The organism is Phreatobacter sp., from assembly GCF_022843985.1.
Classification (GTDB): Bacteria; Pseudomonadota; Alphaproteobacteria; order Rhizobiales; family Phreatobacteraceae; genus Phreatobacter.
The window spans coordinates 21,356-46,772 of record NZ_JALHMP010000033.1 but is presented as its reverse complement, the minus strand read 5'-3'; the positions used below and the strand labels follow the sequence as shown (position 1 = coordinate 46,772).

Genomic DNA, 25,417 nt, shown 5'->3' with positions numbered 1-25,417 from the left:
AGGCGGTCGCCGCCGCCCCCGCCGCCCGGCCTGCCGAACCGGAGGGCCCGACCGTCAACATCATCGACGGCATGTCGGGCACGGCGCGCAGCGTCCGCATCGCCGCCTCCCCGCAGGACTCCGCCGCCGGGCTCGACCCGCGCCTCGTCGAGCGCACGGCGAGGGGCCTGCTGCCGCGCGTCGCTCCCGACGGCAGCCGGCCGCGCGACGTCTATGCCCGCTCCTTCCGCCTGCCGGCCGGCGCCGATGCCACGGCGCCGCGCATCGCCATCCTCATCGGCGGGCTCGGCATCAGCCAGCAGAGCACCTCGGAGGCACTCGCCAAGCTGCCGGGCGTGATCTCCTTCGCCTTCGCGCCCTATGCCAGCGACCTCGACCGCATCGTCTCGCGGGCCCGCGCCGACGGCCATGAGGCCTTCCTGCAGATCCCCATGGAGCCAATGGACTATCCCGACAACGATCCCGGCCCGCAGACCCTGCTGACGACGCTCTCCACCGAGCGCAACACCGAGCGGCTGCACTGGGCGATGTCGCGGTTCCAGGGCTATGTCGGGCTGGTCAACTTTATGGGCGCCAAGTTCACCGCCACCGAGAGCGCCGTCACGCCGATCCTGCGGGAGGCTCATCGCCGCGGCCTGATGATGATCGACGACGGCACCAGCGCCCGCAGCCTCGTTCCGCAGATCGCCACCGCCCTGCAACAGCCCGTGCTGCGCGGCGACGTCCATCTCGACCGCGTCCCGACCCCGACCGAGGTCGATGCCCAGCTCGGCCGCCTCGAGGCCAGGGCCCGCGAACGCGGCTTCGCCCTCGGCGTCGGTTCCGCCCTGCCGGTGACCATCGACCGCGTCGCCCGCTGGGCCCGCGAGCTCGAGAGCCGCGGCTTCGTGCTGGTCCCGGTATCCAACGGAGTCGCGCGCCGCCAGCCGGCCGGCTAGTCTGCCCTCCCGCCCCGGATCCGCCCCATGCCCCGCTTCGAAGATCTGCCCTACCGGCCCTGCGTCGGCGTCGCCCTGTTCAACCGCCAGGGCCTGGTCTTCGTCGGCAAGCGCAAGGGCCCCGCCCCCGAACATGTCGATGCCGGCCATGCCTGGCAGATGCCGCAGGGCGGCATCGACAGCGGCGAGGACCCGCTCGCCGCCGCCCGTCGCGAACTCTTCGAGGAAACCAATGTCCGCTCGGTGACGCTGCTCGCCGAGGCGGCCGAATGGTTCGCCTATGACCTGCCGCAGGAGGTTGCCGGCCAGGCCTGGAAGGGCCGCTATCGCGGCCAGACGCAGAAATGGTTCGCCTTCCGCTTCGAGGGCGAGGATGCCGAGATCGACGTCCGGCATCCCGGCGGCGGCCACAAGGCGGAATTCGAGGCCTGGCGCTGGGAGCCCCTCGCTGCGACGCCCGACCTGATCATCCCCTTCAAGCGCGGCGTCTACCGCAAGGTCGTCGAGGCCTTCGCCCCCTTCGCCCATCCGGCCTGACGGGGATGTTATGTTTATTTCTTCCTATCTATGATTTTGGTCCTTGACGAGCGTTGCGCTGTCTGATAGGTGTTTGGGCATGTTCCGGTGCTGCGCCCGGTGTGACCATCGGCACGCCCGCTGGAACCGGCAGGCCATTCGCGCTCCGGAATGACGCTGCCTTGGTCGCCATGGCCGGGCTTGTCCCGGCCATCGACGGCTTGACCACCGCGGCTGCCGGACAATGGGTGGATGCCCGGGAAAAGCCCGGGCATGGCGAAAGGGGTCGCGTCACCGGGCGAGCGCGCCGCCCTCACCTCACGCCGCCGGGACAGGCAGGATGGAAGACAGGGGGCACGTTCCGCGCCGGCCGCGGACGACCAGCAGACCCACCGCCGCCGACATGACCCGACGCGACGAAAAAGGCCGCCCGGAGGCGGCCTTCACTATCCCGTCGGATGCGCCGGGTTTCAGTGCGTCGCGCCGGCGGTCGCCAGCGCCGCCTTGACCGACTTGAGCTGGTCGAGCCGGTCAGAGGCCTTGATCCGGTGGGCGTCGTCCTTGGCGTCGGTCAGGTCTTCCTCGGCGTCGCGGATCTCGCGGTCGATCTGGTCGGCATGGAGATCCTCGACCGCCGTCGCCCGCTCGGCGAGGACCGTGAGCCCGCCCGCCGAGATCTCGGCGAAGCCGCCGCGCACATAGAGGCGCTTCGGCTGGCCATCGGCATGGATGGTCAGGATGCCCGGGCGCAGGGTCGCGACGAAGGGCGCGTGACCGGCGAGAACGCCGAAGTCACCCTCCGAGCCCGGCACCATGACCTGGTCGACAGCTCCGGAAAAGAGCTGCCGCTCGGGCGAGACCAGTTCGAAATGGAAGGTCGCCATGTGATGCGATCCCCTCTGTCAGGCCTGTCAGGCCGCCTCGGCAGCGAGCTTGCGGCCCTTGTCGACGGCTTCCTCGATGGTGCCGACCATGTAGAAGGCGGCCTCCGGGAGGTGGTCGTATTTGCCGTCGACCAGGTCGCTGAAGCCCTTCACGGTGTCCTTCAGGTCGACGAACTTGCCCGGCGCGCCGGTGAAGACCTCGGCGACGAAGAAGGGCTGCGACAGGAAGCGCTCGACCTTGCGGGCGCGGGCCACCGTCAGCTTGTCCTCTTCCGACAGTTCGTCCATGCCGAGAATGGCGATGATGTCCTGCAGCGACTTGTAGCGCTGCAGGGTCTGCTGGACCTTGCGGGCCACCGCATAGTGCTCGTCACCGATGACGCGGGGGTCGAGCATGCGCGAGGTCGAGTCGAGCGGGTCGACGGCCGGATAGATGCCCTTCTCGGCGATCGAGCGGTTGAGCACCGTCGTCGCGTCCAAGTGGGCGAAGGAGGTGGCCGGCGCCGGGTCGGTCAAGTCGTCGGCGGGGACGTAGATCGCCTGCACCGAGGTGATCGAGCCCTTCTGGGTGGTGGTGATGCGCTCCTGCAGGGCGCCCATGTCGGTGGCGAGAGTCGGCTGGTAGCCCACCGCCGAGGGGATGCGGCCGAGCAGCGCCGACACTTCCGAACCCGCCTGGGTGAAGCGGAAGATGTTGTCGACGAAGAACAGCACGTCCTGGCCCTGGTCGCGGAAATGCTCGGCGATGGTCAGGCCGGAGAGCGCGACGCGGGCGCGGGCGCCCGGGGGCTCGTTCATCTGGCCGAAGACGAGGGCGCACTTGGAACCTTCGCCGCCGCCCTTCTTGTTGACGCCCGATTCGATGAACTCGTGATAGAGGTCATTGCCCTCGCGGGTGCGCTCGCCGACGCCGGCGAACACCGAATAGCCGCCATGGGCCTTGGCGACGTTGTTGATCAGTTCCTGGATGAGCACGGTCTTGCCGACGCCGGCGCCGCCGAACAGGCCGATCTTGCCCCCCTTGGCATAGGGGGCGAGGAGGTCGACGACCTTGATGCCGGTGACGAGGATCTCGGCCTCGGTCGACTGCTCGGCGAAGGTCGGGGCCGGCTGGTGGATGGCGCGGGTCAGCGTCGTCCTCATTGGACCGGCCTCGTCGATCGGCTCGCCGACGACGTTGAGGATGCGGCCGAGCGTCTCGTCACCGACGGGCACGGCGATGGGCTGGCCGGTATCGGTCACCGACTGGCCGCGCACCAGGCCCTCGGACGTGTCCATGGCGATGCAGCGCACGGTGTTCTCGCCGAGATGCTGGGCGACTTCGAGCACCATGCGGTTGCCGTTGTTGCTGGTCTCCAGCGCGTTCAGGATCTGCGGGAGATGACCCTCGAACTGCACGTCGACGACGGCGCCGATGACCTGGCTGATCCGGCCGGTGCCCGACGGGGCATTGGTGGCGTTCGCGCTGGTCGCTTTCTTTGCCATGATACGATCCTCTGGTGATGTCGTGACTCAGAGCGCCTCGGCGCCCGAGATGATTTCGATGAGTTCCTTGGTGATCATCGCCTGACGCGCACGGTTGTACTTGAGCGTCTGCTTCTTGATCATCTCGCCGGCGTTGCGCGTCGCATTGTCCATGGAGGACATGCGGGCGCCCTGCTCGGACGCGGCGTTCTCGAGGATCGCCTTGAAGATCTGGATGGTCACGTTGCGCGGGAGCAGGTCGGCGAGGATCTCGGCCTCGCCGGGCTCGAACTCGTAGGGGGCATTGTCGGCGGCCGGGGCGGCGGCACCGCCGGCGACCTGCGCCGGAATGATCTGCTGGGCCGTCGGGATCTGGGCGATGACCGACTTGAACTTGGAGAAGAACAGCGTGGCGATGTCGAACTGGCCTTCGGCGAAGAGCTTCAGCACCTGGGCGCTGACCTCCTCGGCCTGGGCGTAGGAGAGCTGCTTGACGGCCCGGAACTCGATGTAGCCGACGATCTGCTTGTCGAACTGACGGCGGATCAGGTCATAGCCCTTGCGTCCCACGCAGAAGAACTTGACCGTCTTGCCTTCCGCCTGCAGGGCGAGGGCGCGCTCGCGGGCAAGGCGCACGATCGAGGTGTTGAAGGCGCCGCACAGCCCGCGCTCGGCGGTGGCGACGACCAGCAGATGGACCTTGTCCTGGCCGGTGCCGCTGAGCAGGACCGGCGCATCGGAGCCGGTCACCGCGCCGGTGAGATTGGCGAGCACCGCTTCCATCTTCTCGGCATAGGGGCGCGCCGCCTCGGCGGCGTTCTGCGCGCGCTTCAGCTTCGCCGCGGCCACCATCTGCATGGCCTTGGTGATCTTCTGCGTCGCCTTCACGGAGGCGATGCGGTTCCTGAGATCCTTCAAGCTCGGCATCAGCCGACGTCCCTTCTGGCTTCGATGGCCTGTTCCACCTTGCGGCGGAAGGCCAGCGGATCCGCAATCATCTTGATGGGCGTGGCGTTGATGCCCGTCCCATGCACGGTCACGTTCCCGAAATTGAGAACGCGCCCGAGGAAAGTCTGGTCGACGGCGACCGAGTCGACCTTCTCGAGCCGCTGCTCGATGGTGGAGCGGGCGATGAAGCCCCACTTCGCCACCACCTTGCGCGACGTCACCGCCAGTTCGGTCGTCCGGCTCATGAACCAGGCGACCAGCAGCCAGAGCGCGGCGAGCCCGAGGGCCGCGGCCCCGTAGGGCCAGACGAAGACCGCCGCGGCGATCCCGGCCACGACCGCGACCATGGGCCAGAAGTAGACGATCCAGTGGATCGTCGCTTCGTGGATGATCTCCTCACCCGGGCCCAGACTGTCGCTGACGTAGCTCACCGCCGCCCGATCAGCTGAACGAGGCCGCGAAGCTCTCGACGGCGGCCTTCAGCTTGGCGGCCGTGTCGTCGGCGAGATCCTTGGACGCGCGGATCGTCTCCAGGATCGTGCCTTCCGACCGCAGCTTGCCGAGCAGACCCTCTTCGAAGGCCTTGACGCGGTTGAGCGGCAGCTTGTCGAGATAGCCGTTGGTGCCGGCCCAGATGACCGCAACCTGCTCTTCCATCTTCAGCGGCGAGTACTGGTTCTGCTTGAGCAGTTCGGTGAGTCGGGCGCCGCGGTTGAGCAGGCGCTGCGTCGTCGCATCGAGGTCCGAGCCGAACTGGGCGAAGGCGGCCATCTCGCGATACTGGGCGAGCTCGCCCTTGATCTTGCCGGCGACCTTCTTCATCGCCTTGGTCTGCGCCGAGGAGCCGACACGCGACACCGAGAGGCCGACGTTCACCGCCGGGCGGATGCCCTGGAAGAACAGGTCGGTCTCCAGGAAGATCTGGCCGTCGGTGATGGAGATGACGTTGGTCGGGATATAGGCCGACACGTCGTTGGCCTGGGTCTCGATGACCGGCAGCGCCGTCAGCGAGCCCTTGCCGGCGTCGTCGCCCATCTTCGCCGCGCGCTCGAGCAGGCGGGAGTGCAGATAGAACACGTCGCCCGGATAGGCCTCGCGGCCCGGCGGGCGGCGCAGCAGCAGCGACATCTGGCGGTAGGCGACGGCCTGCTTGGACAGATCGTCATAGATGATGACGGCATGCATGCCGTTGTCGCGGAAGAACTCGCCCATGGCGCAGCCGGAGAAGGGCGCCAGGAACTGCATCGGCGCCGGGTCCGAGGCGGTGGCGGCGATGACGATCGAATATTCGAGCGCGCCGTTCTCCTCGAGGGCCTTCACGAACTGGGCGACCGTCGAGCGCTTCTGGCCGATGGCGACATAGACGCAGTAGAGCTTCTGCATCTCGTCGGCGCCGGCGACGTTCAGCGGCTTCTGGTTCAGGATGGTGTCGAGGGCGATGGCGGTCTTGCCGGTCTGGCGGTCGCCGATGATCAGCTCGCGCTGGCCGCGGCCGATCGGGATCAGCGCGTCGATCGACTTGAGGCCCGTGGCCATCGGCTCGTGCACCGACTTGCGGGGAATGATGCCGGGCGCCTTGACGTCGACGCGGCGGCGCTCGGTGCTCTCGATCGGGCCCTTGCCGTCGATCGGATTGCCGAGCGCGTCGACGACGCGGCCGAGCAGGCCCTTGCCGACGGGCACGTCGACGATGGCGCCGGTGCGCTTGACGGTGTCGCCTTCCTTGATGTCGCGGTCGGCGCCGAACAGCACGATACCGACATTGTCGGTCTCGAGGTTGAGGGCCATGCCGCGGATGCCGTTGTCGAACTCGACCATTTCGCCCGCCTGGACGTTGTCGAGACCGTAGACGCGAGCGATGCCGTCACCGACGGAGAGCACCTGCCCGACCTCGGAGACTTCCGCCTCCTGACCGAAGTTCTTGATCTGGTCCTTGAGGATCGCAGAGATTTCAGCGGCGCGGATGTCCATCAGCCGACCTCTTTCATGGCGGTTCGAATCGCGTTGAGCTTGGTGCGAAGGGACGTGTCGACCATCCGCGAGCCGACCTTTACGATCAGCCCGCCGAGAATGGCCGGGTCCACCTTCACGTCGATCTTGGGTTCCTTGCCGAGCACGTCCTTCAGGGCGGAGGACAGCGAGGCGGAATGGGTGGGCGACAGCGCCTCGGCGACCGTCACCTCGGCGACGACCTCGCCGCGCGACCGGGCCACCATGCCGTTATAGCCGCGGATGATCGCCTCCACCGCGAAGAGGCGGCGGTTGGCGGCAACGACCTTGATGAGATTGCCGGCAATGCCGGAAATGCCGGCCTTGTCGAGGATGGCTCCGACGGCCTTGGCCTGGTCCTCCGAGGAGAAGACCGGGCTCTTCACCAGGCGCTTCAGATCATCGGATGAGTCGAGCATCGCCGAGAAGCGGGCGAGATCGGACTGGACCTGGTCCAGCTGTCCCGCCTCGTTCGCCAGCTCGAAAAGGGCCAGGGCATAACGCCCCGCCATGCCGGAAACGGTCTTGTCTTCGCCAGCCACCGCGTCTCTCGCGCTTCACGTGTCGAGCCCTTCGGGTCCCGCTGCCTGCCGCGCTTGCGTAAGGCAACAACAAACCTTTGTCTCGACTGGGAAATTCGTCACCGGGAGACCGTCACCGACGTGACTTCCCCCCGAAGTCGGCTGTCCGGTAGCACACGTATTCTCATGGTGCAACGCCATGAAAGCCATCGGCCTCTGCGCCAAAGGTCGCGGCGGCCGGGCTTTCCACCGTTTTGGAAGCGGGAGCTGTGCGAGACGCTGCCGCTGGATATCGATGAAGGGCGGGCCTCGCCCATGATGGCTCCCATGCCGACAAGGCGCGTGCTATCTTTACAGGGAGATGAAGATAAAGACAGGAAGATCATCATGGCGCTCAACATCAAGGATGCCGAGGCCGACCGGCTGGCCCGGCAGGTGGCGCGTCTGACGGGAGAATCGATCACCCGAACGGTCGTGATCGCGCTCCAGGAAAAGCTGGCGCGGGAAGAGCGGCGGCGGAACGATGCGGGGATGCTGGTCGACGACGTTCTCGCGATCGCCCGCCATCTTTCGGCGCAGCCGACGCTCGATACGCGCAGCGACGAGGAAATCCTCGGCTTCGACGCCACGGGGCGATGACCATGGTGATCGACACGTCGGCCCTGCTCGCCATTCTCCTGTCGGAAGCGGACGGCGAGGCCCTGCTGCGCGCGGTCGCGGCGGACGCAACCCGGCTGATGTCGGCGGGCAACGTTCTCGAAGCGGGCATCGTCCTTCAGGCCCGCAAGGGCGATGCCGGGAGCCAGGCGCTCGACCTGATGGTCGCCAAGCTGGGCATTGAGGTCGTGGCCTTGACGCCGCGCCACGCCGACCTCGCTCGCCGCGCCTTCCGCCTGTTCGGCAAGGAGCAAGGCAAGGCCGGCCTCAACTACAGCGACTGCATCGCCTATGCGCTCGCCCGGGACTCGGGAGAGCCCCTGCTGTTCAAGGGTGATGACTTCGCGCAAACCGATATCGTCGCAGCCATCTGGTAGCGCCCGGCCTGTCGGCACCCGAGGGACAGACACCAGGTCAGATACCCCCGAACGACGACGGGCGGCCCCGTGGGACCGCCCGCATCGTCTCATGCGATGACCGGAAGCCTCAGGCGGCGGCCTTGGTCCCGGCCATGCGGCCGTAGAAGGTCTGGCCCGTCTGTGCCATCTCGCGCAGCAGCGTGTTGGGCGTGAAGCGGTCGCCGTATTTCGCCGCCAGCGCGTCGCACTTCGCCACGAAGGCCTTGGTGCCGATCATGTCGATATAGCTCAGCGTGCCGCCGGACCAGGGCGCGAAGCCGAAACCGAGGATGGAGCCGACATCCGCCTCGCGCGGATCGGTGACCACGCCCTCCTCGACGCAGCGCGAGGCCTCCAGCGCCGTCGTCACCAAGAGACGGTCGATGATCTCCTGGCGGTCGATCGCGTCGGGGTCCTGCTGCCTGCCGACAAAGGCCCTGATCCCCTGCCAGGCGGTCTTCTTGCCGGTGTCGGGATAGTCGTAGAAGCCCTTCTTGGCCTTCTTGCCGATGCGGCCCTCCTGCTCGACCAGGAAGGTCAGCAGCTTCTCCTGTTGCGGGTCGACCGCCTGGGCGCCGACCTGGGCCTTGGTGGCCTTCAGGATCTTGAGACCCAGGTCGATGGCGACCTCGTCATTGAGGGTGAGCGGGCCGACGGGCATGCCGGCCTGCTTGGCGAGATTGTCGATCATGACGGTGGGCACGCCCTCCATCACCATCAGATGGGCTTCCTTGATGTAGTTGCCGACGCAGCGGTTGACGTAGAAGCCGCGGGTGTCGTTGACCACGATCGGCGTCTTCTTGATCGCCTTGACGTAGTCGAGCGCGACGGCCAGCGCCTTGTCGCCGGTCTTCTCGGCCATGATCGTCTCGACCAGCATCATCTTGTCGACCGGCGAGAAGAAGTGGATGCCGATGAACTGCTCGGGACGCACCGAGGCCTTGGCGAGGCCGGTGATCGGCAGGGTCGAGGTGTTGGAGGCGAAGACCACGTCGGGGCGGATCGCGGCTTCCGCCTTGCGGATCACGTCGGCCTTCACCGCCGGATCCTCGAACACCGCCTCGATGACGAGGTCGACATCGGCGAGGTCGGCATAGTCGGCGCTCGCCTTGATCTTGGCGAGCAGCGCCTCGCGCTGGGCCGAGGAGGCGCGGCCCTTGTTGACCTGGTCGGTCATCAGCTTGTGGCTGTAGGCCTTGCCCTTCTCGGCGGCTTCGACGTCACGGTCGATCAGCACCACGTCCATGCCGGCCTGGGCCGAGACATAGGCGATGCCCGCCCCCATGAAGCCGGCGCCGATGACGCCGACCTTCTTCAACTGCGTCGCCGGCACGCCGGCCGGGCGGCGCAGGCCCTTGCCCAGCGCGCCCATGGAGACGAAGAGCGAGCGGATCATCGCCTGGGCCTGCGGGGTGCGCAGGACGGAGGCGAAATAGCGCGACTCGATGCGCAGCGCCGTGTCCATCGGCACCAGCAGGCCTTCGTAGACGGCGCTCATGATGGCGCGGGCACCGGGATAATTGTCGTAGGTCTCCTTGCGGTAGATGGCATTGGCCGGGGGCCAGACCATCATGCCGCCGGCCGAATAGACCGGGCCGGAGGGCAGCTTGAACTTCGGCTTGTCCCAGGGCTTCACCGGGTCGACGCCGGCCTTGAGCCGCGCCTTGGCCGCGGCGATCAGGGTATCGGCGGGGACGATCTCGTCGATCAGGTTCATCGCCTTGGCGCGGTCGGCCTTGAGCTGGTCGCCCTTCAGCAGCATCTGCAGCGCCGACTGGATGTCGGCCATGCGCGGCACCCGCTGGGTGCCGCCGGCACCGGGGAACAGGCCGACCTTCACCTCGGGCAGGCCGACACGCAGCTTCGGATTGTCCGAGGCGATGCGGGCGTGGCAGGCCAGCGCAATCTCGAAGGCACCGCCCAGGCACATGCCGTTGATGGCACAGACGAAGGGCTTGCCGCAGGTCTCGATCTTGCGCAGCACCAGCGAATAGGCGCGGCTCTGCTCGAAGAAGTCGGCCATGGCCGCCTCGGGGCCCTTGGCCTTGATGGCGTCCTTGAAGGTCTGGCCGAGGCGCTCGAGCATGGTGAGGTCGGCGCCGCCGGAGAACGTGTCCTTGCCGGAGGTGATGACGACGCCCTTGACGGCGGGATCGGCGACCGCCGCGTCGACGGCGGCATTGAGGTCATGGCCGACGGACTCGTCGATGACATTCATCGACTTATCCCTCATGTCCCAGGTGAGGAGGGCGATGCCGTCCGAATCGACGTCCCACGTGAAGTTCTTGAGGTTCATGACGATCGCTCCCCTTACACGCGCTCGATGATGGTGGCGGTGCCCATGCCGGCGCCGATGCACAGCGTCACGAGGGCGGTGGATTTGCCGGTGCGCTCCAGCTCGTCGAGCACGGTGCCGAGGATCATGGCGCCGGTGGCGCCCAGCGGATGGCCCATGGCGATGGCGCCGCCACAGACATTGATCTTGTCGTGCGGGATGTCGAAGGCCTGCATGTAGCGCAGCACGACGGAGGCGAAGGCCTCATTGAGCTCGAACAGGTCGATGTCGGCGATCGTCATGCCCGCCTTCTTCAGGAGCTTGTGCGTCACGTCGACCGGACCGGTGAGCATCAGCGCCGGCTCCGAACCGATATTGGCGAAGGCGCGGATGCGGGCGCGCGGCTTCAGGCCCGACGCCTTGCCGGCCTCGGCCGAGCCGAGCAGCACGGCGGCGGCGCCGTCGACGATGCCCGAGGAATTGCCGGCATGGTGGACATGGTTGACGCCCTCGAGCTCGGGATGGGCCTGGATCGCCACGGCGTCGAAGCCGCCGGCCTCGCCCATCATGACGAAGGAGGCATTGAGGCTCGCCAGCGACTGCATGGTCGTGGTCGGGCGCATGTGCTCGTCGCGGTCGAGGATGGTCAGGCCGTTCATGTCCTTGACCGGGATGACGGAGTTCTTGAAGCGACCCTCCTCCCAGGATTTCGCCGCGCGCTTCTGGCTCTCCACCGCATAGGCGTCGACGTCGTCGCGGGAGAAGCCGTATTTGGTGGCGATCAGGTCGGCGGAGATGCCCTGCGGCATGAAATAGCTCTTCACCGCGATGGAGGGATCGACCGGCCAGGCGCCGCCCGAGGCGCCCATGCCGACGCGCGACATGCTCTCGACGCCGCCGCCGATGACGAGATCGTGCTGGCCGGCCATGACCTGGGCCGCGGCGAAATTCACAGCATCGAGGCCGGAGGCGCAGAAGCGGTTGATCTGGATGCCGGGGACGATGTCGCCGTAATCCGCCTTGAGGGCGGCGATGCGGGCGATGTCGCTGCCGGCCTCGCCGACGGGATCGACGCAGCCGAGGACGACGTCGTCGACGAGGCGGGTGTCGAGGCCGTTGCGGTCCCGGAGGGCGCGCAGCGTGGTCGTGGCCAGTTCGAGGGCGGTCACCTCGTGCAGGGAACCGTCGGACTTGCCCTTGCCCCGCGGCGTGCGGACATGGTCGTAGACGAAGACGTCAGTCATGGCGGGTTCCTCTCCCCGGTTGATGGTTGGGCGCGAGCGCCGCGCGGGCCGCAGGCCGGCCTGCGCATTCTGTCTAGAGCGAACGTGCGATCAGGATCTTCATGATCTCGTTGGTGCCGCCATAGATGCGCTGGATGCGCGCGTCCCGGTACATCCGCGAGATCGGATATTCGTCCATGAAGCCGTAGCCCCCGAAGAGCTGGAGGCAGCGGTCGACGATGGTGTTCTGCAGGTCGGTGAGCTTGTACTTCGCCATGGAGGCCATGACCGTGTCGCACTGGCCCTGGAGATGCAGGCCGACGCAGGTCTCGTAGAAGGCCTTGGCCATGGTCGCCTCGGTCTTCATGTCCGCCAGTTCGAACTGGGTGTTCTGGAAGTCGATGACCTTCTTGCCGAAGGCGCCGCGTTCCTTGACATAGGCGATGGTCAGCATCAGGGCCCGCTCGATCATGCCGATGGCACCGGCGGCGATGATGAGACGCTCCTGCGGCAGGGCGCGCATCATCTGGTAGAAGCCCTGGTTGGGCTCGGGGCCGAGCAGCGCCTCGGCCGGCAGCTTCATGTCGTCGAAGAAGAGTTCGGAGGTGTCGGCCCAGTCCAGGCCGAGCTTCTTCAGCTTGCGGCCGCGGCGGAAGCCGGGGGCAGTCTCGGTCTCGACGACGAAGAGCGAGGTGCCCTTGGCCCCGGCTGAAGGGTCGGTCTTGGCGGCGACCACCACCATATTGGCATGCTGGCCATTGGTGATGAAGGTCTTCGAGCCGTTCAGCACCCAGCCATTGCCGGAGCGCTCGGCCCTGGTGCGGATGCCCTGGACGTCGGAGCCGGCGCCGGGCTCGGTCATGGCGAGAGCGGCGATGAGCTCGCCGGTCGCCATCTTCGGCAGCCAGGCCTTCTTCTGCTCTTCCGTACCGTAATGGAGGATATAGGGCGCGACGATCGGCCCGTGGATGGCCCAGCCCCAGGAGTCCGCCCCCGCCATGGCGATCTCATGGGCGATGACGGATTCGTGGCTGTAGTCGCCGCCCACCCCGCCATATTCCTCCGGGATCGAGGCCGAGAGCAGGCCCGCATCCGCCGCCTTGATCCAGGCGTCGCGGTCCATGACGCCGGCTTCCGACCAGCGGTCGAGGTTGGGCGTGAATTCTTTCGCGAGGAAGGCGCGGGCGCTCTCCGCGAGCATGTCATGCTCTTCGGTCCGCCAGGCCGGCTTCGGCAGGTTGAGGGCGCTCATGTCGTTCTCCCGGATGTTCTGTTCGGCTGCTTCGGGGGCGATTGTGCAGTTACACCATCGACCTGTGCGGCTCTGAAGACGGCCTTGCGGGGGAGCCGGCTCCCCCGCAGTCATTGATGAGGGAAGCTTTCTTCCCCGCGTCATGCCCGGCCTTGTGCCGGGCATCCCCGAATTCCTCTCGCGAGGCGGTGTTCAAGTCGTGGATGGCCAGCATAGCCGAGGTTACACCTCGGCGTCCCGCAGGGAAGACGGCGGCCATGACGGACAGGGCGGAGCCCCCTCCCACGACCCGAACGCTGCCTCAGAACGCGTCGGCGGCGAGCGCCATCATCGAGTCGGCACCGGCCTGGATGCGGGCGAGATGGGCACCCGTCTCGGGCAGCATCTGCTCGAAGAAGAAGCGTGCTGTCACCAGCTTGGCGTTCATGCGGTCGGTGGAACCGTTGGCGCCCTCAGCGAGCTTCTCCGCGGCGACCTTGGCCATCTTCGCCCACATGTAGCCCATGGCGACGAGGCCGAACATGTGCATGTAGGGCGTCGAGCCGGCCCCGGCATTGTCGGGCTTGGCCATGGCGTTCTGCATGAACCACATGGTCGCCGCCTGCAGGTCCTTCAGGCCCTTGGAGAGCGAGGCGACAGAGGCGCCGACGGTCGGGTCGTCCTTGTTCTGTGAGCAGAAGGTGCCGACCTCGTTGAAGAAGGTCATCACCGCGCGGCCGCCATTGGCGCCGAGCTTGCGGCCGACGAGGTCGAGCGCCTGGATGCCGTTGGCGCCCTCGTAGATCATGGCGATGCGGGCATCGCGGACGAACTGGCCCATGCCCCATTCGTTGATGTAGCCGTGGCCGCCGAACATCTGCTGGGCCTTCACGGCATTGTCGAAGCCGAGATCGGTGAGGACACCCTTCACGACCGGCGTCATCAGGCCGAGATGGTCCTCCGCCTTCTGCCGCTCGGCGGCATCTTCGGACCGGTGCGAGACGTCGGCCATCAGCGCGGTCCACAGCATCAGGGCGCGGCCGGCCTCATTGACGGCGCGCAGCGTCATCAGCGTGCGGCGGACATCGGGGTGGACGATGATCGGATCGGCGGCCTTGTCCGGCGCCTTGACCCCCGACAGCGACCGGCCCTGGAGGCGGTCCTTCGCATAGGCCACCGCGTTCTGATAGGCGACCTCCGACTGCGACAGGCCCTGGACGCCGACCGACAGGCGCGCCTCGTTCATCATGACGAACATGGCGTTGAGGCCCTTGTTCTCATGGCCGACGACCCAGCCGGTGGCCTCGTCATAGTTCATGACGCAGGTGGCATTGCCATGGATGCCCATCTTCTCCTCGATCTTGCCGCAGGAGACGCCGTTATGGGCGCCGGGCTTGTTGTCGGGCGTCGGCAGGAATTTCGGCACGACGAAGAGCGAGATGCCCTTGGTGCCGGCCGGCGCCCCCTCGATGCGGGCGAGGACGAGATGGATGATGTTCTCGGCCATGTCGTGCTCGCCGGCCGAGATGAAGATCTTCTGGCCGGTGATGCGGTAGGAGCCGTCGCCATTGGGCACCGCCTTGGTGCGCAGCATGCCGAGGTCCGTGCCGCAATGCGGCTCGGTCAGGTTCATCGTGCCGGTCCACTCGCCCGAGGTCATCTTCGGCAGGTAGATCTGCTTGATCGCGTCGCTGGCATGGACGCTGAGCGCCGCCATGGCCCCCTGGGTGAGGCCGGGATACATGCCCCAGGCGAGATTGGCCGAGGACATGAACTCGCCGACGATGGTGTTGACCGTGGCAGGCAGGCCCTGGCCGCCATAGGCCGGATCGAAGGCGAGGCCCATCCAGCCGCCCTCCTGATAAAGCCGGTAGGCCTCCTTGAAGCCCGGCGGCGTCGTCACCGTGCCGTCGGCATTGCGCCGGCACCCGACCGTGTCGCCGACGACGTTGAGGGGCTGCAGCACCTCTTCGCAGAACTTGGCGCCCTCGTTGACGATGGCCTCGACCAGGTCGCGCGGCGCGTCCGAGAAGCCCGGCAGGTTGCCATAGCCGTCCATCTTGAGGACGTCGTAGAGGACGAACATCGTATCGTCGATCGGTGCCTTGTAGGTCGGCATGTCGCATCTCCTCCGGGAGGGGGCGCCCGTCCGGCGCCGGTTTCGCAATGTCGCCGCGCGGGCGGCGGGATCAGTCCTTCGACGCCGAGGCGCCGATGCCGGCGAGCCGCCCGTCGATGACGGTGATCGCCCGTTCGAGTTCGCTGATGGCCGTGTCGATATCGCTCTTCTGCGCCCGCAGCCGGCCGATCTGTTCGCGATATTTGGTCCGCGCCACCTTCATCTGTGTGACGCCGCCGTCGCCGAGGTCGTAGAGGTCGAGCATCGCCTTGACCTCCTCCAGCGAGAAGCCGACGCACTTGCCCATGAGGACGAGGCGCAGGCGCGAACGGTCGCGGCGCGAATAGATGCGGTCCTGCCCCTGCCGTTCCGGCGCGAGCAGGCCCTTCTCCTCGTAGAAGCGCAGGGCACGGGCGGTGACGCCGAACTCGCGCGTCATCTCGCGGATGGAGAAGGCGTCCTTGCCGGCGGCGGCACCGGTCCGCGCCAGCAACTCGGCGAGCGTGACGCCCGCCGGGGGGGCGAGATCGTGGTCGGCGATCGTGGACATCGGAAAGGCGCCCTCCGGACTGGTCGGCCATTCACGGAAAGCAGGCTAGCTCACGTTTACGTAAACGTCAAGATCGACGAGCGAGCCTTTCCCGTCAGATCGCAACAGGCGGGGTCGGTGTGAGGTGTGAGGAGCCTCATTGGTTTTCCACAAATCCGGATTTAGCTGCCACAAAACCCGAATGATCGCCCTCACGCCCGAGCCGCAGCCTTTTTTGGACTGTTAGCGGTGCAATGGCTCCAGACCTGATCGCGCGACCCAGCTGGCGCCGAAGAAGCCGTTTGCCGTGGATCGCGTCGAAGTAATGGGAATTCTGTGTTCGTCGGCTTTTCGGCCCCAAGCGGAAATTGAGAATGTCCGCTCTGGGCTCAGGCGGCTTCGTCAGAAAAAATCACGCTGACAGGCTTGTGCGAGATGCGCGGTGCTTTCCGGGTCTTCCGCATCGATCGGGTTCGGCGTAGTCAGACAAGCGCTCCCTTCAAGGCCGCGCGCGGCCGAAGGATTGCAAACTTCCTCGCGAACCTTCAATGAACGGCTGCGCATGCGGCCGAGACTGATCCTTGAGCTGCGTGGCCTAACTGGTTCGGCATCGCGGCCAGAACAGCGCTGGAGACGAGCCCCGCCCATTCTGTTCAGCGGGCATGCTGCAGGCGGAAATTGGACTGGCGCATTTGCCGAACCGAACCGGGAATGACCGGGCACGCTGAGAGGCGTTTTTCGACCATCGTGCGGCCAGTAGCTGTTCGTCACAACCGACTTCAAATGATCATGGTTTTACCGGCCGTCGGCACAAATGATGGTACGTTCTTTTTGGCGGATGTGAAGTTGCAGCCATGACGCCGCGGAAGGCGATGAGAGCGTCATCCCCTGTGCCTGCCCTGAAGGCCGAGCGGCTTCACATTTTGGAGAGTTGCGCCTACTCGACACCATGCCCGAGCGTCGCTTTGATGTACTTGTTCGGACTGCGGCCGGGAATTTCAACGTAGCACGAACTTCTCGCACCAGGCCTCCCGCAGCTCTCGTCCGAGTCAAAGGTTGAGGGGCTCGGCCTTGGACTTTGCGGCTGGCAGACCTGTGTGCGACGCAGCTGTTTCCTCGCCGACGATGCGGCGAGCACCGCGACGGTTGGTGACATAACTCCAGGTCCAGTCCACTGCGACCGCCAATCGGCTCCGCGCCTCGATGAGGAAATAGACGTGTGCGACGGACCAGAAGAGCCAGGCGATGCGCCCGGTGAGCTTCCGTTCACCGAGGCTGACAACGGCTTTGTTGCGACCGATCGTAGCGAGATCGCCCTGATGCCGATAGCGAAACGGCCTTGGAGAAGGCCGTCCTGCAACCCGGTCGGCAATGACCCTACCGACATAGCCCCCCATCTGCTTGGCGGCCGGGGCGATGCCCGGGACGGGGCGGCCTTTCCCGCCGGCGACAGCCGCGACGTCGCCGACGACGAAGACCTCGGGATGGCCGGGAAGCGAGAGGTCCTCTCCGACGATGATGCGTCCGGCGCGGTCCGCCTGGGCGCCCAGCCACGCGGCTGCGGGCGATGCCTTGACGCCAGCCGCCCAAATGGTAACCGAAGCTGGGACGAGCACCCCTTGAACTATGACGCCTTCCCGGACGCAGCGCTCTACCGTCTTACCGAGCAGAACCTCGACACCCAGGCCGACGAGGGCCTGCGCGGTATAGTTGGAGAGGTCATCGGGGAAGGCCGCCAGGATCTTCGGGCCCGCCTCGATCAGTATGATCCGGGCCTTTGCTGTGTCGATGCGGCGGAAGTCGCGGCGAAGCGACAGATGGGCCATCTCTGCGATGGCTCCCGCCATCTCGACGCCCGTGGGCCCGCCGCCAACCACGACGAATGTGAGGAGGCGTGCTTGCTCGTCCGCGGGTGCGAGTTCGGCCTCCTCGAAGGCGCAGAGGACGCGGCGGCGAATGGCGGTAGCGTCCTCGATCCTCTTCAGCCCCGGGGCGTGTTCCGCCCATTCGGGGTGGCCGAAATAGGAATGAGTTGCGCCGGTGGCGATGACCAGATGGTCGAAGGCGAAGGCATGCCGGCCCGCATAAACCAACTTGGTAGCAAGAGCGATGCCCTGAACCTCCGTCTGGTAGACGGCAAGGTTGCGTTGGCCGCGCAGTAGGTAGCGGATCGGCCAGGCGATTTCGCCCGGCGATAGAGCTGCAGTGGCGACCTGATATAGCAGCGGCTGGAAGCAGTGGTAGTTGTTGCGGTCGAGCAGCACCACATCGGCCTCAGCGCCTTTCAGCGCCCTGGCCGCCTCCAGACCTGCAAATCCGCCGCCGATAATGACGACACGATGCCGTGGAGGCTCTGGACCCAGCATCCCTTACCCCCTCCGTGTTTGCGGGCTTAAGCGAAAACAGCGTTCTCTTTGCGGACGTTCCTTTACGCGGCGCGATGGAACGGGAATATGGTGGTCGAGTCCGGTCGGCACCTCCGATGGTCCCATTCCTGGTCAATAAGCACTCGCAAACCAGCCCCGCCAATGTTTAGCCGGTGGACGATGTCATGCCCGGGCAGGATCAATTCAGCGTGTGGTTGGAGAAAGTGAGGATTCGGGCCGCCACTACCGCGGCCCCCGGCGTGGTCGCCTATCACTGCTGGCTCTGACAAGCTGCGCCGCAAGGCGACAGCCGACTGTGATGGGGACTGCTCACCCATTAGGGTCAGGTCGGCGGCTGGAGCGCCTTCGGCGTGCCGAAGAGCCGGGGATCGACGGGGCCGAGACACTCCACCACCTCCCCGAGGGGGCTCGGCTTGCCGAGATAGACGAACTCACCTGTTCCGTCTGGCGTGGGTCCGCTCGCCCAACGACCTTCGCGGCTCTCGCTGCCGCCTGAGCAGTCCCAGAACTGGTAGGCGACATCGCCCATCTCCTTCTCGCGCGAGAAGGCCTTCGGGACCGGCGTGGCGTCGAGGCCATCGGCCTCCAGCTCGGCAATTGCCGCAAGCCACTGGTTCTGATGCATGGTGTCGCGAGCGATCAGGAAAGAGAGCATGTCGCGAATACCGGGATCGTCAGTTAACTCGTAGAGACGGCAGACTTGCAGCCGTCCCTGCGATTCCGCGGTGACGTTGAAGCGGAAGTCGGCGAGGAGATTGCCGGATGCGATAGTGTAACGGGCCGTCCAGGGGTAGCCCACGCTGTCGGCCGGCACCGCGCCGCCGCCGGAGACGATGGCGTGCTGCGGGTTCATGCCGGCAACGATGACGTCCTCAAGCCGGGAGCCGCCGAGGATGGCGCCGACCGCCGAATTCTTCGCGGCCTCCTCCGCCGCCTCGACTGGCGAACTCTCCAGGAGCCGGGCGATCATGGTGGCGATCATCTCGACATGGGCGATTTCCTCGGTGCCGATGTCGAGGATCATGTCGCGATACTTCGCCGGTGCGCGGCAGTTCCAACCCTGAAAGAGATAGGTCATCATGACGCTGATCTCGCCCCACTGGCCGCCGAGAACCTCCTGAAGCTTGCGGGCATATACAGGATCCGGCGCCTCTGGACGGGCATTATACTGGAACTGATTGGTGCGGAAGAACATGGCAGGCCTCGGTGCTGTTTTTGGTCAAGGAGGATACTCCGCCCTGATCGCTCGCATTGATTGGGCAATCAGGATCTGCACGACGGCCGCCACTACGGGTTGCCGTCCGAGGCACAACCGACCGACACATAGACCTGTTCCAAATCCCAATCCGCGTCGGCATGTCCGGCAAGGGCCTGAATTTCGTCGGTCCGGCCCCTGGCCGTTCTCCCCGAGCAGGGAGCGGTATGACGCATTTCCACGTGGCTGGTCGGCCCGCGGCCTTAGCGCGCCCAGGCACCACGCCTTCAGATCGTGGCCTAGGTGTTCGACGGCCCGCCGCCGATCCTGTCAGGGTCCGGGCAGCTCAGCCAAGGTGCCGTTCCAGGGCCCGCTCGCGGCGGCCGGCTTCTCCTGGCGCGGTACCGTCTCGTCGATGCGACGGAAGGTGGCGAGCGCCTGCCCGACGACCTGATCCATGTTGTAGTAACGGTAGGTGGCGAGGCGGCCGACGAACCACACGTCGGGCGTCGCGCGCGCCAGCGCCTCGTATAGGCCGTAGCGCTCCTGGTTTTCCGGCCGCGGAACCGGATAATAGGGGTCGCCCTCGGCCGTCGGATATTCGTAGGTTATGGCCGTCTTGGGGTGAGCTTGGCCAGTCAGGTACTTGTATTCCGTGACGCGGGTGAACTCTTCGGTTTGCGGATAGTTCACCACTGCCACGGCTTGGTGACTCGGGGCGTCCAGTGTCAAGTGTGCGAAGCGCAGGGAACGATAGGGCAGCCGACCGAAGCGGAAGTCGAAGAACTCGTCGATCTGCCCGGTATAGATTACCCGCTTGTGCGGGATCAGGTGGCGGATTTCCTGGTAGCCTGCCTGCAACATGACGGTGATGTTTGCTCGGGCCACCATCGCCTGGAACATGCGGGTATAGCCGTGCTTCGGCATGACCTGGTACTTGTCGGCGAAGTAGCGGTCGTCCGTGTCCGTGCGAGTGGGAACGCGGGCGGTTACCGATTTATCGAGCTCTGACGGGTCGAGGCCCCATTGCTTGCGCGTGTAGCCGCGGAAAAACTTCTCGTAGAGCTCGCGCCCCACCTTGCTGACCACCACGTCCTCCGAGGTCTCAATCCGCCCGACCGGCTCAGCGCGGGCCGCGAGCCAAGCTGCCATTTCCTCATCTGTTTCGAGCGACAGGCCATAGAGCTGGTTGACCGTCGTGCGGTTGATTGGGATCGGCACGAGATGGCCGTCGACATAGGCCAGAACCCGGTGAGTGTAGTCTCGCCAGGTTGTGAACTTTGACAGGTAGTTGAGGACCATCTCGGAATTAGTGTGGAAGATGTGCGGACCGTACTCGTGGATGAGCAACCCGTCCTCGTTGTAGCGGTCATAGGCGTTGCCGCCGATATGCGGCCGCCGGTCGACTATGAGTACGCGCTCGCCGCGCTGCGTGGCGAGACGTTCAGCGAGGACACAACCGGCGAAGCCGGCCCCCACCACCAGCCAGTCAAACATGGGCGGTTTCCCCAACGAGGGCGGGGCGCAGCCTACTGCGTGAGTCGACCGGCTCGCGCCGCGCCTGCAGCATGCAGTGGACGAGACGCTGCATGCCGGCCCAAGTCTGGTTCCAGGACATGCCGACGAGGTGCGCGTCCACGGCGGCGAGCCAAGGGGCCCGCGGCCTGTTGCTGAGCCGGTCGAGACCTTTGGCAAGGTCGGCCGCGCCGGCGACGATGTCGACAAGACCATTCTCGCCATAGGGAGTGATCACGTCCGCAATTGCGGTGGAGAGCACCGGCAGCCCGGCGGCGAGGAATTCGGGAGTCTTGGTGGGGCTGATGAAACGGGTAGATTCGTTCAGCGCAAAGGGCATGAGGCCCACGTCCCAGCCGCCGAGATAGCCGGGAAGCTCCATATATGACTTCCGGCCTAGCCAGTGGATATTCGCTGCCCTCGGCAGGCTCGCAGGGTCGATCTTGGTGACGGGGCCGATCATCACGAACTGCCAATCGGGGCGCAGCCGCGCTGTCTCCGCCACAAGATCGAGGTCCATGCGCTCATCGATGACGCCAAAGAAGCCGGCTCGGGGAGCGCCGATGCCCGCCTGGTCGGCGGGCTCGGCCGGACTGCGCCGCGCCTGGTCAAAATGTGCGACGTCGATGCTCGACGGGAAGGGATGGACATTGTGGTGTCGGCGCCGCTTGGCGGCATAAAGGCTCATGCCGCCGGTGAAGACGAGGTCAGCGCGTGCGAAGAGTTCGGCCTCGAGCTCAAGGAGGCGCGCCGGCGCGCCGCGAAAGGCGGACAGTTCGTCCATGTTATCGTAGACGACGACCTCAGCCTCCACCTCCCGGCTGAAGGCCATAGCCATAGGCGTATAGTACCAGAGGATCCTTTGCCTCGTTGATGGCGGCAGGATGGGCAGCAGGAGTTCGGCAATCATGACGGCGGCCGCATGCTCGCCCGCCGGAGGGAGGACCGGGACAATTACGGTGACGCCCTCGGGACGGCGACTCGCCCGCAGCTGCGGCCGGGCGCCCTCCTCAAGTATGGGCTCCTCAATGAAGTATACGTCATGATCCAGCGCGGCACGGGATAAAAGATGCTGTGGACGCTGGAAGACGAAATCCCACCGCAGATGGGAGAAACACACGAGCTGAGTGCGGCGATTGATGGCGTTCATGCTCAACCTTCACATTGATCGCAGATTTCACTGACGGCAGATTTCACCTTCATGATCCAGCGCGAGGCACCGTCGTCATGGACTGGATGCTGAACTCAGGGCGTCGAAGCGAAGTTCCTATAGGCGCGACGTCCGGTGTCGCTCTCCGCGCCGCGCAGCCGATCGCCGCGGTTGCAAAAGCCAAAAGGAACAGGGCCGCCTGGACGGCTGTTGTCGGGGGATCCGTTGTTCCCGATCGAAAGGCGCCGAGCACTTGGCCGACGAGCCCCTGTTCAAGAGTTTCTTCCTGGCAGGGTTCGAATGCGCCACGCACCGGCGTCGCGACGGCCGGAGGCTCGACCTCCTGGCGGCGACAGGGCACGACCGCCTCGCCGCAAGCGACTACCGTACGGTCGCAGGCTTGGGACTGAGAACCATCCGCGACGGGTTCCGCTGGCACCTCATCGAGCAGGCTCCCGGTGTTTACGACTGGTCCAGCGTCCTGCCCATGCTGCGCGCCGCGCAGGAAGCCGATGTCCAGGTAATTTGGGACCTCTGCCATTTCGGCTGGCCGGACGGACTCGACATCTGGTCACCGCATTTCGTGGACCGCTTCGCCCGGTTTTCGGCGGCTGCGGCCAAGCTCGTCAGCGCGGAGAGTGACAGCGTTCCGTTCTTTTGCGCGATCAACGAAATGTCGTTCCTCGCCTGGGCGGGCGGCGATGTCGCAGCAATCAACCCTTGCGCCCGGCAGCGCGGCCGGCCGCTCAAGGAGCAACTCGTTCGGGCCTCGGTGGCGGCGGTCGACGCGATCAGGGCAGAGCAGCCGGCGAGCCGCTTCCTCCTTGCGGAGCCGGCCATCCACATCCAGAGCTATTCGCGAAGAGCAGCGGTCCGCAGGACGGCCGAGCTGTACCGCTTGGCGCAATTCGAGGCTCTCGACATGATGGCGGGCCGAGTAGCGCCAGAACTCGGCGGCCGGGAGGATCTCGTCGACATTGTCGGACTGAACTACTACCCGCGGAACCAGTGGCTGCACCGCGGCTCGACGCTCCCACTCGGCCATCACGGCTACCGCCCCTTCTCGGAGATCCTGCAAGAGGTCTTCGCCCGCTACCACCGGCCCATCGTCATTGCTGAGACCGGGTCGGAACGCAGCGCCCGGTCGTCCTGGCTACACTATGTCTGTTCCGAGGTGCGGCGGGCCCTTGCCGGCGGTGTTCCGGTCGAGGGCATCTGCCTCTATCCGGTGCTGGACTACCCCGGCTGGGACGATGACCGGCTCTGCGAGACGGGCCTCCTTACCATGCCGGATGCGCTGGGCGAGCGGGCCCTGCATGCTGATTTCGCCGAGGAACTGGCGCACCAGCAGGCCCGCTTCGACGGAATGCAGCCTGGCCGGAGCAGGCGAAAGTAACGGAGACGGGGGGTGGTCGCGCCACCTCCCCGCCGCGCAAAAGGCCGATGACAAAGGCCGGAACCGATTGGTCATGGCCAATGGACTATCTCGATCAGGCCCTCTCGCGGAGAAGTCACTGTCCGCTTAGTCTATCAAGCAAGGCGTCTCCGAGAAACTGGAGCGGTCGCAGTCTTCTGCGTATCCCGCTCAGACCTCTGGCCACGACCGCACAATCGCCAACGCGAGTTTCCGCTCCAATGCGCGATTTCCATTGGAGCAAAGCCGTGCCCGGGCTTCGCAAAAGATCCGGCGCATGGCGGCAATATCGGCCGTGCAAAAAATCTTACCGCTTGTCCCTGGCGTGTGGGTCTGCCGCAAACGGGTTCCGACAGGCCTGCCACGTCGCGGCCTTCCATCGTGCGCCGACACTTCATCAACGCGCCGAAGGATCGCCGAGCTTATGCTGTAGACCTTGCCATTCAACCTGCACATCGGGGAGCCATCGATGTCCAGACCCACAACTTCCATGGGCGGACCGCCGGTGAGCGTTCTGACCCAATCCCCCCGCGCCAACGGGGGTTGCTTTTCGGCATAGCCTTCCAAAAGCAATTTCATCACCTGACTCTCCTCCCGACCACGCGGTAGATTTATCGGCATTTGTGTTTACTTCGTCGGCTTTCGCGATTGGTCTGCCGGGCAATCTGCTATTCGCTCCTGCAAATGGCTGCTCATCGCCATGACCGTGTAGACGGTCCCAACTTGCAGCTGACGAACCAGTTCCTCGCCGGTGTGCTCGGCACCGGAAGAGGCGCCGGCCCCTGGGGCGCGTTCTCGTTCAGCCTGCAGCAGGCAGTCCCAAGCGAATGCACGCCCCTTGCCTCTCCGAGATGTTCGACTCAGCCTGCCGCAACAAGTTCCGATTTTTGGGGGAGGTCTCCCATCGCAAGGGACCATCAGGCCTAAAGACAGTCTCGGCTTGCAAGATCTTGAAGCGCCCCTTGCCAATTTTCCGCCGTCCCCGAGGGAACATCGATGTCGACGTTCTGTTTTCCAAGGGAATGCGAGAGAGGACCAAACATGATCCGTCGATTCAATAGCGGTCGCGTGCCCCATTCCGACCCCAAACAGGGAGAGCTGGCGAGGGGTGCTCGCAAGCAGCAAGGGGGCTTTCCGCACAAGGACGGTGGCTCGAGACGTTCCGAAAAGGAGTTGATCCGCGCTGACGCATATGTCGAGAGTCAGCCCGGCGGGCAGCGAGACGATTTGATGGATAAGGCGAACCAGCGGAGACGGCGTAGCACCGCAGTCTGACACGTTCGGGTCCCGTCGCCACCACCTGATAGCGGCTCCAGAAGGAATGGCTGGAAACCCGGGGATGGAGCGGGGAGCTTTATCGCTTACCTCAAGCCCTTGGTCACCGTGAAGATCCGATTCAGCATTGTATAGACCGAAGGCTGACGCCGCGGCATTCCTGTCATTGCAGTGATGGCATCCCTCAGCAACGAGAGGAACCGGCGTCGTCCCGGGCCGACCAAATGACGGGGGCGCTCTGTTCAGGTCGGTTTCGGAGTTCAACTCCCGCTTTATCAACCTTGGCGATCCGCCCTGTCTAGAAGGTTGGGGCGGCTAGCCTCGGCCAGAGAAAAGACGCTGCCTCGCGCCGCTTCGAGCTCTCTGAGGCTCATCGCCAGTGTGGCGCCCCATACAATATGGGAGACGAGCATCAAGCTGTTGCGCCGGGCTGGGTGGCGCTTGCCGAAAGTGAGGATTCGCGCCGCCGGAATCCAGCCGAGATAGCTCGCCCCCCATACGCCGACGCCGAACAATGCGCCGGTCATGGGATCGCGTCTGTTACAGAGTGCGGCATAGAGGCTGCCGGCGGCGGCACCATAAAGGAAATGATACGCCAGCGTCGCGACCGAGGTGGGCATACCGAACTTCGGCAGGTTCTCGGCGATCTCGCGCGGCGGCAGGGGATAACGTTCGCGACGTGGCAGGCGAGCGTGCAGCCGCGACATCGCCGCGGTCATCGGCAACGTTGCGACAAAGCCGGCGAGGCCGCTAAGGACGAGCTTACCGTTCAACGACATGGGGGCTCTC

The 25,417-nt window shown here is 65.7% G+C and carries 22 protein-coding genes; 5 read left to right on the top strand and 17 right to left on the bottom strand.

What is annotated here, in order from left to right; all coding sequences use genetic code 11:
- Together Q0C57_RS18450 and Q0C57_RS18445 are read left to right on the top strand one after the other, a co-directional pair.
- Window positions 1-938: divergent polysaccharide deacetylase family protein (locus Q0C57_RS18450; RefSeq protein WP_296578603.1), on the top strand; the 938-nt coding region annotated here is incomplete at its 5' end.
- Window positions 939-965: 27 nt separating this feature from the next.
- Window positions 966-1,475 carry an RNA pyrophosphohydrolase gene (locus Q0C57_RS18445; protein ID WP_296578601.1) on the top strand — a complete coding sequence of 170 codons (510 nt, stop codon included), beginning with the start codon at window positions 966-968 and terminating at the stop codon, window positions 1,473-1,475.
- 449 nt (window positions 1,476-1,924) lie between these two features.
- On the opposite strand, the gene Q0C57_RS18440 is transcribed toward Q0C57_RS18445, so the two are convergent.
- From Q0C57_RS18440 to Q0C57_RS18415, 6 genes are read right to left on the bottom strand one after another with little or no spacing between them, the layout of a single operon-like run.
- A complete protein-coding gene (locus Q0C57_RS18440) occupies window positions 1,925-2,338 on the bottom strand; it encodes a F0F1 ATP synthase subunit epsilon (protein WP_296578599.1) in 414 nt (137 codons plus the stop codon).
- A 27-nt stretch (window positions 2,339-2,365) separates the two neighbouring features.
- A complete protein-coding gene (gene atpD, locus Q0C57_RS18435) occupies window positions 2,366-3,823 on the bottom strand; it encodes a F0F1 ATP synthase subunit beta (RefSeq protein WP_296578596.1) in 1,458 nt (485 codons plus the stop codon).
- 27 nt (window positions 3,824-3,850) lie between these two features.
- A complete protein-coding gene (locus tag Q0C57_RS18430; RefSeq protein ID WP_296578592.1) occupies window positions 3,851-4,729 on the bottom strand; it encodes a F0F1 ATP synthase subunit gamma in 879 nt (292 codons plus the stop codon).
- Window positions 4,729-5,181, bottom strand: a complete 453-nt coding sequence (locus Q0C57_RS18425) for a PH domain-containing protein (protein ID WP_296578589.1) — start codon at window positions 5,179-5,181, stop codon at window positions 4,729-4,731. The genes Q0C57_RS18430 and Q0C57_RS18425 overlap by 1 nt, the downstream gene beginning before the upstream one ends.
- A 10-nt stretch (window positions 5,182-5,191) precedes the next feature.
- A complete protein-coding gene (atpA, locus tag Q0C57_RS18420; RefSeq protein WP_296578586.1) occupies window positions 5,192-6,721 on the bottom strand; it encodes a F0F1 ATP synthase subunit alpha in 1,530 nt (509 codons plus the stop codon).
- Entirely contained in the window at window positions 6,721-7,281 is a 561-nt protein-coding gene (locus Q0C57_RS18415; RefSeq protein ID WP_296578584.1) for a F0F1 ATP synthase subunit delta, read from the bottom strand. The genes atpA and Q0C57_RS18415 overlap by 1 nt, the downstream gene beginning before the upstream one ends.
- Before the next feature lie 366 nt (window positions 7,282-7,647).
- Between Q0C57_RS18415 and Q0C57_RS18410 the strand changes: the two genes are divergently transcribed.
- Together Q0C57_RS18410 and Q0C57_RS18405 are read left to right on the top strand one after the other, a co-directional pair.
- Entirely contained in the window at window positions 7,648-7,899 is a 252-nt protein-coding gene (locus tag Q0C57_RS18410; RefSeq protein WP_296578583.1) for a type II toxin-antitoxin system VapB family antitoxin, read from the top strand.
- A 2-nt stretch (window positions 7,900-7,901) separates the two neighbouring features.
- Window positions 7,902-8,294, top strand: coding sequence for a type II toxin-antitoxin system VapC family toxin (locus Q0C57_RS18405; RefSeq protein WP_296578582.1), 393 nt, complete (start codon window positions 7,902-7,904; stop codon window positions 8,292-8,294).
- Window positions 8,295-8,403: 109 nt separating this feature from the next.
- Here Q0C57_RS18405 and Q0C57_RS18400 read toward each other — a convergent pair whose 3' ends face one another.
- The 9 genes from Q0C57_RS18400 to Q0C57_RS18360 form a co-directional block, all read right to left on the bottom strand.
- Window positions 8,404-10,611 (bottom strand): FAD-dependent oxidoreductase, encoded by a 2,208-nt coding sequence (locus Q0C57_RS18400; RefSeq protein WP_296578579.1) that lies wholly within the window; start codon window positions 10,609-10,611, stop codon window positions 8,404-8,406.
- Window positions 10,612-10,625: 14 nt separating this feature from the next.
- Window positions 10,626-11,834: an acetyl-CoA C-acetyltransferase gene (locus Q0C57_RS18395; RefSeq protein WP_296578575.1), complete on the bottom strand. Its 1,209-nt coding sequence runs from the start codon at window positions 11,832-11,834 to the stop codon at window positions 10,626-10,628.
- A 73-nt stretch (window positions 11,835-11,907) separates the two neighbouring features.
- Entirely contained in the window at window positions 11,908-13,065 is a 1,158-nt protein-coding gene (locus tag Q0C57_RS18390) for an acyl-CoA dehydrogenase family protein (protein WP_296578572.1), read from the bottom strand.
- A 301-nt stretch (window positions 13,066-13,366) separates the two neighbouring features.
- Complete coding sequence (locus Q0C57_RS18385) at window positions 13,367-15,163, bottom strand: acyl-CoA dehydrogenase C-terminal domain-containing protein (protein WP_296578569.1); 1,797 nt, start codon at window positions 15,161-15,163, stop codon at window positions 13,367-13,369.
- Window positions 15,164-15,233: 70 nt separating this feature from the next.
- A complete protein-coding gene (locus tag Q0C57_RS18380) occupies window positions 15,234-15,713 on the bottom strand; it encodes a MerR family DNA-binding transcriptional regulator (RefSeq protein WP_296578567.1) in 480 nt (159 codons plus the stop codon).
- A gap of 1,028 nt (window positions 15,714-16,741) precedes the next feature.
- Window positions 16,742-18,058 (bottom strand): NAD(P)/FAD-dependent oxidoreductase, encoded by a 1,317-nt coding sequence (locus Q0C57_RS18375; RefSeq protein WP_296578564.1) that lies wholly within the window; start codon window positions 18,056-18,058, stop codon window positions 16,742-16,744.
- Window positions 18,059-18,401: 343 nt separating this feature from the next.
- Window positions 18,402-19,274: a manganese catalase family protein gene (locus tag Q0C57_RS18370; protein WP_296578562.1), complete on the bottom strand. Its 873-nt coding sequence runs from the start codon at window positions 19,272-19,274 to the stop codon at window positions 18,402-18,404.
- Between the two features lie 330 nt (window positions 19,275-19,604).
- Window positions 19,605-20,771 (bottom strand): UDP-galactopyranose mutase, encoded by a 1,167-nt coding sequence (glf, locus tag Q0C57_RS18365; protein WP_296578559.1) that lies wholly within the window; start codon window positions 20,769-20,771, stop codon window positions 19,605-19,607.
- Window positions 20,764-21,939: a glycosyltransferase gene (locus Q0C57_RS18360; protein ID WP_296578556.1), complete on the bottom strand. Its 1,176-nt coding sequence runs from the start codon at window positions 21,937-21,939 to the stop codon at window positions 20,764-20,766. Before Q0C57_RS18360 ends, glf begins: the two co-directional genes overlap by 8 nt.
- A 253-nt stretch (window positions 21,940-22,192) precedes the next feature.
- Here Q0C57_RS18360 and Q0C57_RS18355 point away from each other — a divergent pair, with 253 nt between their 5' ends.
- Window positions 22,193-23,335, top strand: a complete 1,143-nt coding sequence (locus tag Q0C57_RS18355) for a beta-glucosidase (RefSeq protein WP_296578554.1) — start codon at window positions 22,193-22,195, stop codon at window positions 23,333-23,335.
- 189 nt (window positions 23,336-23,524) lie between these two features.
- On the opposite strand, the gene Q0C57_RS18350 is transcribed toward Q0C57_RS18355, so the two are convergent.
- Both Q0C57_RS18350 and Q0C57_RS18345 read right to left on the bottom strand, forming a co-directional pair.
- Entirely contained in the window at window positions 23,525-23,932 is a 408-nt protein-coding gene (locus Q0C57_RS18350; RefSeq protein WP_296578551.1) for a hypothetical protein, read from the bottom strand.
- 971 nt (window positions 23,933-24,903) lie between these two features.
- Window positions 24,904-25,407 carry a hypothetical protein gene (locus tag Q0C57_RS18345; RefSeq protein WP_296578548.1) on the bottom strand — a complete coding sequence of 168 codons (504 nt, stop codon included), beginning with the start codon at window positions 25,405-25,407 and terminating at the stop codon, window positions 24,904-24,906.
- Window positions 25,408-25,417 lie beyond the last annotated feature (10 nt).